The organism is Polaromonas sp. YR568 (genome assembly GCF_943369415.1).
GTDB lineage: Bacteria > Pseudomonadota > Gammaproteobacteria > Burkholderiales > Burkholderiaceae_C > Polaromonas.
This window is the reverse complement of sequence record NZ_CALRNF020000010.1, coordinates 20,783-31,224: the sequence shown is the minus strand read 5'-3', so window position 1 is coordinate 31,224 and position 10,442 is coordinate 20,783. Positions and strand designations below refer to the sequence as shown.

Sequence of the window (10,442 nt, the reverse complement as noted above, 5' to 3'; positions counted from 1 at the left end):
TTTCCATGACCGCCGGCGCTCATTGCATTTGAAGAGACACAAGCATGCGTATTGGTATTTCGGTCCTCACCCACGCCGGGCAGAACATCTGGGAAAACGGGCTGGGGCAGAACGTCGTCTTCCTGGCGCAGGCCTTCCAGAAGCTGCCTTTCGTGCAGTCCGTCGTGCTGCTCAACGGCGGCGACCAGAGCACCATGCCGCCGCAGGTCGACATGGACGCGCTGGGCCTGCGCATGATGCACGTGCACGAGGCCACCGACCACATCGACATGGCCATTGAAATGGCGGGCGCGCTGGACGTGAAATGGCTGGACTACCTGCGGGCCCAGGGCAAGAAGGTGGTCTGGTACTGCGCCGGCCAGCCCTACGTCGGCCTGATCGAGCCCACCGTCTTCGACCGCCCGGGCTTCTTCAGCCGGGCCGACCGCTGCGACGAAATCTGGGCGCTGCCCAAGGACTACTCCGCCTTCGCCCCCATGCTGCGCGCGCTGCACCGCTGCCCGGTGCATGAAGTGCCCTACATCTGGTCGCCGCAGTTCCTGGCCGAACGCGTGAAGGAGCTGGAGAAAGACGGTTATTCCTTCGGCTACAAAAAACGCGCGCCCGGCGCCGACGGCAAAAGCGCGGGCCTGCGCGTGGCGATCTTCGAGCCCAATGTGTCGGTGGTCAAATGCTCCAACATCCCCATGCTGGTCTGCGACGAGGCCTTCCGCGCCGAGCCGGGCCAGGTGCAGTTCATGCATGTGCTCAACACCCTGCACCTGAAGGACCACCCGACGCTGCTTTACCTGGCCAACTCGCTCGACATGGTCAGGCAGCAGAAGGCCATCTTCCAGGGCCGCCATGACTTTGCCGGCTACATGGTGCAGCATGCCGACGCTGTTGTGGCCCACCAGTGGCAGAACGACCAGAACTACAACTACCTGGACGCGCTCTACGGCAACTACCCGCTGGTGCACAACTCGCCCTGGCTGCGCGACGCCGGGTATTCGGACTACTACTATCCCGATTTCGACACGGTCGAAGGCGGGCGCAAGCTGCTGCTGGCCGCCGGCCAGCATGACAAGCGCCTGGACCATCACCAGCGGCAGGCCCGTCAGGTGATCGCCTCCGTCGATCCTTTCGCGCACCGTAACCTGCAAAGCTACGCCCGCAGGCTGCAGCATCTTTTCCGCAACGCGGCGGCCACGGGAGCCGCTGCATGAGCGCGGCCAAAACCACCGCCCAAAATGCCGGCGCCGCAAACCGGGCCGACCCCGGCCGCCTGCGCGTCGGTGTTTCCATTTTTGTCCGCAAGGGCGAGCAGTCGCTGTGGGAAAACGGCATCTACCAGAACTGCCTGTTCCTGGTCATGCTGCTGGTGAAGGCGCCCAACGTGGCCGAGACCTACCTGGTCAGCGGTGGCGGCGACGGCGACACGGCCGATGCCCAGCGCTTCATGGCCGACTCGCCCGTGCCCATCATCGACATGGCGGCGGCCGCCGAAAAGCTCGACGTCATGATCGAAATGAGCGCGCAGCTGAACCGCGAATGGGCCGTGAGCTTTCGCGAGCGCGGCGGGAAAATCGTGACCATGCGCGTCGGCAATGATTACGTCATCGACATCGAGCGCATGATTTTCGACAAGCCGCACGGCCTGCTGATCGCCGGAACGCCTTACGACGAAATCTGGACCTTGCCCGAATACGAGCGCAGCTGCATGCACTACTTCGGCACCGCGATGCGGGCGCCGGTGCGGCTGATGCAGCACCTCTGGAGCCCCGCGGTGATAGACCGCGCGGCCGCGACGCTGGCCAACGGCGAGAGCTTCGGCTACAAGCCGGGCCGCAAAAAGTGGCGCCTCGGCATCTTCGAGCCCAACATCTGCATGGTCAAGACCAGCCACCTGCCCATGCTGCTGGTGGACATGGCCCACCGGGCCAATCCGCGTGTGATCGAGCTGCTGCGGGTCTACAACACCTTTCACATGAAGGACCATGTGACCTTCGTCGGCTTTGCCAACAGCCTGGACATCGTCCGGCACGGCCTGGCCACCTTCGAAGGCCGCTTTCCCGTCTACCAGTGCCTGTCCTCGCAGATCGACGCGGTCGTCTGCCACCAGTGGGAAAACGGGCAGAACTACCTGTATTACGAAGCGCTGCACGGCGGCTACCCCTTGATCCACAACTCCACCTTCATCGGCGATTGCGGCTACTTCTATCCCGGGTTTGATTGCGAGGAAGGCGGCCTGGCCGTGCTGCAAGCGTTTTCGCAGCATGACGCGGACCTGGCGAACTACCGCGAGAAAGCGCGCGCCTTCCTGCATACCCTGGACCCGGAAAACGGCGACAACGTCCGTGCCTACAATGAGGCGCTGGTCAATCTGTACCGCGCAGGCCCACTGTGATTTCCATCCCTACTTTTTCTTTTTTACGCCAGGCGCTGCTGGCGTGCGCCTTCTTCGGCGCGCCGAGTTTCCAGGCCCACGCGCAGGTCACGCCGCAGCGCCCGCCCGCCGGCCCCGTCGCCTCTGCGCCCGGTGTTCCACTGGACGCGCTGACGGCCGCCGCCACCAATGTGGGCGTGAAGCGCTGCCTGCCGGCCATCTCCCGCCTGTCGGCCCTGACCGTCAACGGCAGCACGGGCAACGACGTGCTGGTCGACTGGGACCGCAAGAACCCCGACGGCGGACCCTTTTTCTCGCTGAGCGGCGTCGAGTACAAAAACGCCTCGCTGGCTTTCTCGCTGACGGCGGTGCCCGACGCCACCGGCGGCTGCTCGGTCGCGGCCGAACGCATCTCGGTCGCGCCCTTTGCCTGCCGCAGCATCGCGCAGCAGGAGCTGGGCGGCTACCAGGCCACGCAGCTGCTGGCCACCTTCACCGTGTATGTCGACGCGCGCGACCCCGGCGCCTCGGTGACCCTGATCGATTCGCCGCCGGGTTGCCTCATCATCCGCCGCCATGTCGAGTACGACTGGAAAGACCCGGCATCGCGGGCCCCCCGGCGATGAGCGGCGGGACATCCTGAACATGGCGGCCTTGCGCATAGGCATCACCATAGGCCTGCGGTCACCCGACGAAAGCCTCTGGGTCAACGGCATCAAGCAGAACGCGCTGAACCTAGCCTGCGTGCTGCAGGCCTCGCCGCTGGGCCACCGGGTGCAGCTGGTCAACACCACCGACGTGCCCATCACCGGGCAACTGCCGTGGGACCTGACGGAATTCCCTGTGGTCACGCTGGACGCGGCCATGAACGACCTTGACGTGCTGATCGAGCTCGGCGGCGGCATCAGCGAGGCGCATTCGCTGCAGCTCAAGGCCGCGGGCACGCGCCTGGTCAGCTATTGCTGCGGCAGCGAGTACGTCGTGGTGCTGGAATCCATCCTGTTCGGGCGGCCCATCTGGCCCAACGGTGTGTACATGAACCGCCATTACGACGAGATCTGGGTGATCCCGCAGGTGGCCAACAATTCGCTGTCCTTTATCCAGACCCTGAGGCGTTGTCCCGCGAAAGTCGTGCCCTTTGTCTGGGACCCGCGCTGGCTGGAGTCCAGCGTCACGGCCCTGCCCCACGGCGCGCTTTACCAGCCGGGCCGGGCGGCCAAGCGGTTGACCGTGATGGAGCCCAACATGGATGTGGTGAAAGCCTGCATCTACCCCATCCTGATCGCCGAGGAAGCCTTTCGCGCCCAGCCTGAGCGCATCGGTTTTCTGAACGTCTGCAGCGCCAAACACCTGGCCGAACAAAGCCATGAGTTCCAGTTGCTGATGCACCAGCTCGATATCGTCGCCGCCGGCAAGGCTACCTTTCTGGGCAGGTATGAAACCGCGAATTTCCTGAGCGAACACGGCGACGTCGTGATCTCCAACCAGTGGGACAACCCGCTGAACTATTTCTACTTCGACGTCTGCTGGCTGGGCTACCCGCTGGTGCACAACGCCAGCATGTGCCGGGAACTGGGCTATTACTACGAAGGCAACAATGTGGAAGCCGGCGCGCGCCAGCTGCTGCAGGTGCTGGCGCAGCACGACGACACGGCCGCCGCCTATGCCGCGCGCCAGCGCGAGTTGCTGCGGGTGCACACCGCCGCCAACCCGGAGCTGGTGGCGCGCTACGACGAACTGCTGGCCGCGCTCTTGGCGGGCTGAGGCTTTCCCCATGCCAGCGAACTCTCCGGGCTTGCGCATAGGCATCACCATAGGCCTGCACCAGGAGGCCGAGACGCTGTGGAACAACGGCATCAAACAGAACGCGGTGTTCCTGGCCGAGGCCCTCAAGGGTTCGCGCCTGGTGGGCTCGGTGCGGCTGGTCAACACCACCGGCGTGCGCATCACGGCCGCCCTGCCCTGGGACCAGCGGCGCTGGCCCACGGTTTCGTTTGAGGATGCCAAAGATTCGCTGGACGTGCTGATAGAGCTGGGCGGGCAAATCAGCGCTGAACAAACGGACTACCTCAAGCAGCGCGGCACACACCTGGTGTCTTACTGCTGCGGTTTTGAGTATGTGCATGCCATGGAGTCCATGCTCTTCGGCAGGCCCCTGTTCGGCCACGACCTGTTCATCAACCAGCGGTATGACGACCTCTGGGTCATCCCGCAGGTGGCGCCCATCAGCCAGCATTATTTTTCGACGCTTCGCCGCAAGCCGGCCACCGTCGTGCCCTTTGTCTGGGACCCGATGTTCATCGAGGAACGCAGCCGTGCTTTCCCCAACGCCGGCCGCTACCAGCCGCGGCCCGGCCCGCGCCGCCTCAGCGTGATGGAGCAGAACCTGGACGTGGTCAAGTTCTGCCTCTACCCCATCCTGATCGCCGAAGAGGCCTACAGGAAGAGGCCCGACGCGATCGCTTACCTGCACGTCACCAATGCGCTGCGCCTGGCGCAGGAGAGCAAGGAGTTCGTCGCGCTCATGAACCAGCTCGACATCGTGCGCCGGCACAAGGCCTCCTTCCTGGGCGTGTTCGAGACACCGGCCTTCCTCAGCGAGATGACCGACGTGGTCATCTCCCACCAGTGGGAAAACGCGCTCAACTATTTTTACCTTGAGGTTTGCTGGCAGGGCTACCCGCTGGTGCACAACGCCCACCTGTGCGCCGACCTCGGTTATTACTACCAGGGCAACGACGTCGATGCGGGTTGCGCGCGGCTGCTGGAGGTGTTTGACGGCCACGATGCGCAGGCCGGGGTCTACGCGGCGCGGCAGCGCGAGCTGATCGCGCGCTACCTGCCGTCCAATCCCGCCGTCGTGGCCGCTTATGAAACGCTGCTGCTGCGCCTGATGGCCGCACCGCTCAGCTGAAGCGAGGAACAGCGCACCAACAAAAATGCCCTCGCAAGGAGGGCATGGTAGCGGGAGCGGACTGCTCAGGCTTTAGACGATTTCTTTCGCCGTGATCTGGTACTTGAAGTCGTCCGGCGCGTAGGAATCAAAACGCCCTGCCGCGTTTTCGGCGATGGGGTACATGAAGAAGCCCAGCTTCTCGCCGGTCGACTTCGGCAGGGCGAGGTCGTGCGCGGTGTTGTAGGCCATCCAGTTGCCTTCCCAGCCGCCGAACAGCGCCTTGTTGACGGGCGCGACCACCGGGTTGGTGGTGGTCTTGATCCAGTCGGCCGTTTCCAGGCGCATGACCTTGGCGACGTCGGCCGGGTCCATCGCGACCCAGCCGTAACCCTTGAGGTAGACCTCGGAGCGGCAATGCTGCGCGCCCTTGAGGCTGCCGGGGTTGCCTGACAGTTCCTTGTAGCCGAATGCCGAGGGCACCAGGCGTATGCCGTAGACGTCGCGCGCCGGCACGCCGACCGAGCGGCACAGGCCGACGAACAGCGCGTTCAGGTCGGCGCACTTGCCGCCCAGGTTGCCGGTTTCCAGCATGGTCTTGATGTCGCCTTCGCCGCAGCCGCGCACCTTGGGTTCGCGGTAGGTGTTGGCGACGATCCAGTCATAGAGTTTCTGCGCTTTCTCGACGTCGGTCTTCGCGCCCTGCGTGGCCGCCAGCGCGGTCTTGCGCACGATGCCGTCGGTCGGGATCAGCACGGTCGGGCGCGTGAAGTAACGCAGCGTGTCGGCGCTTTCGGCCGGCGCGGTTTTCTGCGACCAGTCGATGGCGCGGCCCTGGGTCTGCACGCGGCTGGTCAGTTCCACAAAGGGTTTGGTTTCCGAGGCCGGGAATTCGGCGTAGAGCATCTTCGCGCCGTCGGTGCCGTCCTGCGTCAGCAGCGTGCTGCCGTTGCTCGAAAAGCTGTTGCCCAGCGAATGCTGGTAGTCGCTGTTGACCGAGGGAATCGGCAGCCAGACCTTGGTCACGCCCTGCGGCTTGAGGATGTCCACGCGCGTGGTCACGTCAAACGTGCGCCAGGCGCCGCTCTGGGGCGCGAAGTGGCTGCGGCTGGGCGCCGGGGCCGTCTGGGCGAAGTTGAGGCTTGGCAGGGCGGCGGCCATGGCGGCGGCCGCGCTGGATTTCAGGAAGGATCGGCGTACGGTGGTCATAAAGGATCTCCGGGTGGGTTAAGAACCTGTTCACTGTCTAAACGGGGCCGCGCAAGCCCCTTCTCGGGATGGGATGCAAGGCGCGGTGCGCCAGCCCATAGCACCGCTATGGGCCAGCGCCGCAACGCCGCAGACCGCCCGAAAAGGGGCTTGCCCTCCGGGTTGGGGTGAAATCGGGCGATTGAGCCACCCGGGCCTTTGCATGGGCATTAGCCCATGCGGCGGTCCCGGTCGGCCCACTCATCCCGATTGCACCCCAACGCGACCCCGTTTAGACAGTGAACAGGTTCTAAAGGGTGACGTGCACCGCGGCAGGTAAAGATGCCCCGGGAAGTCAGGGTCGCATTATCGCCCCTGCTCCGCCCCCCGTCGCCCCTTTTGAAGGCGCTAAGCCGCGGCCATCAGCACAAAGGCCAGCCCCGTGCAGATAAACAGCAGGGGAAAAGCCCAGATCAGGAAGCGGAAACCCTGCTCCTGCACATAAGGCCCGAACCAGCGCGCCGGCAGGCTGTAGCGGTAGAACACCACGATGATGAAGAGGCCCACGGCCAGCGCGACATAGTTGAGCCCGATCAGCCGCGTGACCGTGTTGTCGCCCGCCGCGACGACCGGGTAGGCTGCGCTGATGGCAAAGCTCAGCGCGATCACCGCGAACAGGCCGCCTATCACCACGTTGGCAAGCTCGAAGGCCTCGACCTCGAAGCCGCCCTCCTGGGACTTGTTCATCCAGGTGGCCAGGAAAGGGATCAGCAGCGAGGCAAACAGCGGGATGAAGACCGTGGCGATGGCGCCGGCGGCCAGGCGCCGCACGTCCAGCGAGGCGCTGACCTTGGCGTAGTTTTCCCCGTCCCAGCCCTTGACCGCCTCGCGGCGCAGGTTGACCAGCCCCAGCGTCCAGCCGCCGAGTTCGGCCTTGTCGGCGACCTTGCTGAAATCAACGTCGTCGGTGGAGAAATCCAGGTCGACCGCGTCCAGCGTCTCTTCGCGCACCATGATCTCGACCTTGAGGGACTGGTGGTCGAACGGAAAACTCGCAACGTCGACAGCGACCTTGTACACCGCCGTGGTCCGCGCCAGCACCTCGACTCGACCGTCCGGGAACACCCGCAGGCGCCGCTCGGACAGCGAAGGCTCGCCGACGCGGTTGGCGATGCGTATGGGCGGCGTCCAGATGCGCGCGAGTTCGGTTTCGGCGGCCGCACCGCGGTATTCCTTGTAGCCGCGCGACACCGAAGTCGCGGGAAAACGCAGCGAGCCGTCATGCCAGCCCAGGCGCAGGTCGGTCGTCGCTTCAAAGCTGCCCTTGCCGTCGTCAAAGCCGTCGATGCTGGCAAAAGACAGCGCGGTGCGCACGACCACCGGCAGGCCCTTGCCGCGCGGTATCTCGGATGCAGCGGCATTGGCGGCCGGGGACGCCGCCGCCGGTGCCGCTTGCGCTGCGGTTGCGGCGGTCGCCACCAGGCAGGCCAGCGCCATCAGCAGTGCTTGCAGCACGCTTTTGGCCGCACTCACAGAACCTCTCCCGCGGCAGGCGTTGCGCCGGCTTTCTGCGCGCGCAGGCGCTCGTAGCTGCCGGCAAGCCCGGCGATTTCATCGCACAGCGGCGAAGGCATGGGCGGCGCATCTTCGGCGCCGGCCTTGCCGTCGGCCAGGTCGGCAAAGCGATCGCCCACAAGCTGCAGCGGCTGCAGCAGCATGCCGCGAATGACCACCAGCACGACGCCTGTGAGCAGCACGATGGCGACGATGCCGAGCAGGGTCTGCCAGAGGATGGCCTGCTTGTCGGCCGAGCGCGTGGCGCTGAAATTCTTGGCGATCGCGATCACGCCGATCGGCTTCTTGGCGTAGTTGTAGACCGGCTGCAGCAGCACGCCGTAAGCCACGCCGGCGCTGTCGCGCACATAGTGGCTTTCGTCGCTGATGTTGATGTCGGCATCCACGACCAGCGGGCGCAGCAGTTCGGCATGGGTGGCATAAAACTTCACGTACTTGCCGACGCGGTTCTGCTCGCTGAAGATGTCGCCCTTGAGCGAGGTCGCCGTTTCGCGCAGGCTTTGTTCGTCGACAAAAAACGCCATCTCGAAACCATGGTCCTTCTTGAGTTCGTCGAGCAGCGGCCCGACCTCCAGGCCCATCTCGAAGCTGCCGGTGCTTTTGCCGGCCGCGTCCGTCATCGGCAAGGTGCCGAACACGCCTATGCCCGAGGTCGTGATTTCGATGCCCTTGCGGATCGCGTTGGCCTGGTTCACCTCGACGACGATCTGGCGGTATTTCGCAAGGTCTTCACCGAACTTTTCGGGGTTGTGCACGCGCAGGAAGGACACGGCCGGCGCCAGGTGGAACTGCGCCTGGCTGATGCCGTATTTTTCATGCTGCGCGGCAAACGCATCCCTGGTGACGGCCAGCAACTCGGCGCGGTCGCGCGCCGCGAAGGCCTTTTTGACGGCGGGCATCGCGGCCACCAGTTCGGCGGACGAGATGGCCTGGCTTTCAGCGCCATGCAGCCGCGATTTCACGATCTGGCTCACCAGCTCGAACTGGGCCTGCTCAAATGAATTCGCCATCTGGTGCGAAATCAGGTTGCTGACAAAGGACAGTGCGGCGACCACGACCACCACGGCCGCGATCAACACCGCGGGCGCGCTTTTTGCAAATTTCATGGGAAAGTTCTCGAACAGACGGGCCAATAAACACACGCGGTCCGGTGCCGCCGGGCCGGGGCGCCCGGTCGGTTGCGGAACTGCGCGGGGGGAAAGCGGGCGGCTACCGGCGAACGCCGGCACCCAAGGCTTCAAGAAATTGTTACATGTATTAACAACTTCCATCTACCTTGCCGCCGGCCTTTTGCCGTCTTTGGGCGCCTTTATTTCACGGGTGTTGTTGGGCCGCGAAGCGGCTGCCGGGATGGGGGGCTCAGGCCCGCAGCAGCGGCGCGATCAGTTTCTCGGCGGCGGCGCTGGTCCAGTCGACCTCGCCCTGGATGCGCTGGCGGGGCTTGCCGAGGCGGTCCAGGCTCAGCGTGGTCGGGAACACCTTCACACCCCAGCGGCGCGCGAGTTCGCCCTTGAGGTCGAGCAGGACCGGCAAGCTCACGCCGGTGGTCTGGGCAAACTGCAGGGCGCGCGCCGGCTGCTCCTTGAAGTTGACGGCCAGCACCAGCAGCTTCTCCGGGCCATAAAAGTCGGCGATTTGTTGCAGGGTCGGCATCTCGGCGCGGCAGGGCTCGCACCAGCTGGCCCAGAAATTGATCAGCACGGCGCGGCCGCGCAGGTCGGCCGCTTGCCAGGTTTTGCCGGTGGTGTCGACCAGCCCCAAAGCCGACACCGGGCCGGCCCAGGGGGTGACCTCATAGGCGGGGCCGGTCAGGCCCTGGGCCTGCGCTTGAAGCACGGCGGCGCCCGACGTGGCGGCGAGCGCGTGTTGCAGGAATAGTCGGCGGGAAAACAGCGCTGGGGGCATGAAGGAGAGTTCCTGTGGTGAATGCACGCTAGGGTAGCAAACCCCCGCGTCCCCGCCCCACTCTGCTTATTTGGCGAACAGGTTTTCCAGCGTCGCAAAGGCCTTGAACTCCAGGGCGTTGCCGGACGGGTCGAGGAAAAACATGGTGGCCTGCTCGCCGGGCTCGCCCTTGAAGCGAATATGCGGCTCGATCACGAAGCGGGTGCCTGCCGCCGTCAGCTTGGCGGCCAGCGCCTCCCAGACCGGCATGGGCAGCACCGCGCCGAAGTGGCGCACGGGAACGTCATGGCCGTCGACCGGGCTGGTCTGCTTGTGGCCGCATTCGTCGGGCGCCAGGTGGGCCACGATCTGGTGGCCGTAAAAATTGAAGTCCACCCATTCGTTCGAACTCCGGCCTTCGGGGCAGCCGAGCACTCCGCCGTAAAACTGGCGCGCCGCGGCGATGTCATGGACCGGAAAGGCGAGGTGAAAGGGAATGGCGGCGGTGGCGTGGGGGGTTGTCATGGTGTTCTTTCA

The 10,442-nt window shown here is 65.0% G+C and carries 10 protein-coding genes; 5 read left to right on the top strand and 5 right to left on the bottom strand.

What is annotated here, in order from left to right:
* Positions 1-44 precede the first annotated feature (44 nt).
* The 5 genes from ACLV74_RS08655 to ACLV74_RS08635 are packed head-to-tail and all read left to right on the top strand — an operon-like array spanning position 45 to position 5,279.
* On the top strand, positions 45-1,205 hold the full coding sequence (locus ACLV74_RS08655; RefSeq protein WP_411878979.1) for a DUF2827 family protein: 1,161 nt from the start codon (positions 45-47) through the stop codon (positions 1,203-1,205).
* Positions 1,202-2,386, top strand: coding sequence for a DUF2827 domain-containing protein (locus tag ACLV74_RS08650; RefSeq protein ID WP_411878978.1), 1,185 nt, complete (start codon positions 1,202-1,204; stop codon positions 2,384-2,386). Before ACLV74_RS08655 ends, ACLV74_RS08650 begins: the two co-directional genes overlap by 4 nt.
* The gene (locus ACLV74_RS08645) at positions 2,383-2,991 is read left to right on the top strand and encodes a hypothetical protein (protein WP_411878977.1); all 609 of its coding nucleotides are present in this window, start codon (positions 2,383-2,385) and stop codon (positions 2,989-2,991) included. Before ACLV74_RS08650 ends, ACLV74_RS08645 begins: the two co-directional genes overlap by 4 nt.
* Before the next feature lie 19 nt (positions 2,992-3,010).
* Positions 3,011-4,129: a DUF2827 domain-containing protein gene (locus ACLV74_RS08640; protein ID WP_411879052.1), complete on the top strand. Its 1,119-nt coding sequence runs from the start codon at positions 3,011-3,013 to the stop codon at positions 4,127-4,129.
* A 10-nt stretch (positions 4,130-4,139) separates the two neighbouring features.
* A complete protein-coding gene (locus tag ACLV74_RS08635; RefSeq protein WP_411878976.1) occupies positions 4,140-5,279 on the top strand; it encodes a DUF2827 domain-containing protein in 1,140 nt (379 codons plus the stop codon).
* Between the two features lie 72 nt (positions 5,280-5,351).
* On the opposite strand, the gene ACLV74_RS08630 is transcribed toward ACLV74_RS08635, so the two are convergent.
* The 5 genes from ACLV74_RS08630 to ACLV74_RS08610 form a co-directional block, all read right to left on the bottom strand.
* Positions 5,352-6,467 carry a transglutaminase-like domain-containing protein gene (locus ACLV74_RS08630; protein ID WP_411878975.1) on the bottom strand — a complete coding sequence of 372 codons (1,116 nt, stop codon included), beginning with the start codon at positions 6,465-6,467 and terminating at the stop codon, positions 5,352-5,354.
* A 387-nt stretch (positions 6,468-6,854) separates the two neighbouring features.
* Entirely contained in the window at positions 6,855-7,979 is a 1,125-nt protein-coding gene (locus ACLV74_RS08625; protein ID WP_411878974.1) for a hypothetical protein, read from the bottom strand.
* Positions 7,976-9,127 carry a cache domain-containing protein gene (locus tag ACLV74_RS08620; protein ID WP_411878973.1) on the bottom strand — a complete coding sequence of 384 codons (1,152 nt, stop codon included), beginning with the start codon at positions 9,125-9,127 and terminating at the stop codon, positions 7,976-7,978. Before ACLV74_RS08620 ends, ACLV74_RS08625 begins: the two co-directional genes overlap by 4 nt.
* Before the next feature lie 253 nt (positions 9,128-9,380).
* Positions 9,381-9,926, bottom strand: coding sequence for a TlpA family protein disulfide reductase (locus tag ACLV74_RS08615; protein WP_411878972.1), 546 nt, complete (start codon positions 9,924-9,926; stop codon positions 9,381-9,383).
* A gap of 66 nt (positions 9,927-9,992) precedes the next feature.
* Entirely contained in the window at positions 9,993-10,430 is a 438-nt protein-coding gene (locus ACLV74_RS08610; protein WP_411878971.1) for a VOC family protein, read from the bottom strand.
* Between the last annotated feature and the right edge of the window lie 12 nt (positions 10,431-10,442).

Excerpts from the sequence above, each read along its gene's own strand:
- ACLV74_RS08640 (WP_411879052.1), top strand. The coding sequence starts at position 3,011 with ATGGCGGCCTTGCGCATAGGCATCACCATAGGCCTGCGGTCACCCGAC.
- ACLV74_RS08615 (WP_411878972.1), bottom strand. The coding sequence starts at position 9,926 with ATGCCCCCAGCGCTGTTTTCCCGCCGACTATTCCTGCAACACGCGCTC.
- ACLV74_RS08635 (WP_411878976.1), top strand. The coding sequence starts at position 4,140 with ATGCCAGCGAACTCTCCGGGCTTGCGCATAGGCATCACCATAGGCCTG.
- ACLV74_RS08655 (WP_411878979.1), top strand. The coding sequence starts at position 45 with ATGCGTATTGGTATTTCGGTCCTCACCCACGCCGGGCAGAACATCTGG.
- ACLV74_RS08630 (WP_411878975.1), bottom strand. The coding sequence starts at position 6,467 with ATGACCACCGTACGCCGATCCTTCCTGAAATCCAGCGCGGCCGCCGCC.
- ACLV74_RS08610 (WP_411878971.1), bottom strand. The coding sequence starts at position 10,430 with ATGACAACCCCCCACGCCACCGCCGCCATTCCCTTTCACCTCGCCTTT.
- ACLV74_RS08650 (WP_411878978.1), top strand. The coding sequence starts at position 1,202 with ATGAGCGCGGCCAAAACCACCGCCCAAAATGCCGGCGCCGCAAACCGG.
- ACLV74_RS08620 (WP_411878973.1), bottom strand. The coding sequence starts at position 9,127 with ATGAAATTTGCAAAAAGCGCGCCCGCGGTGTTGATCGCGGCCGTGGTG.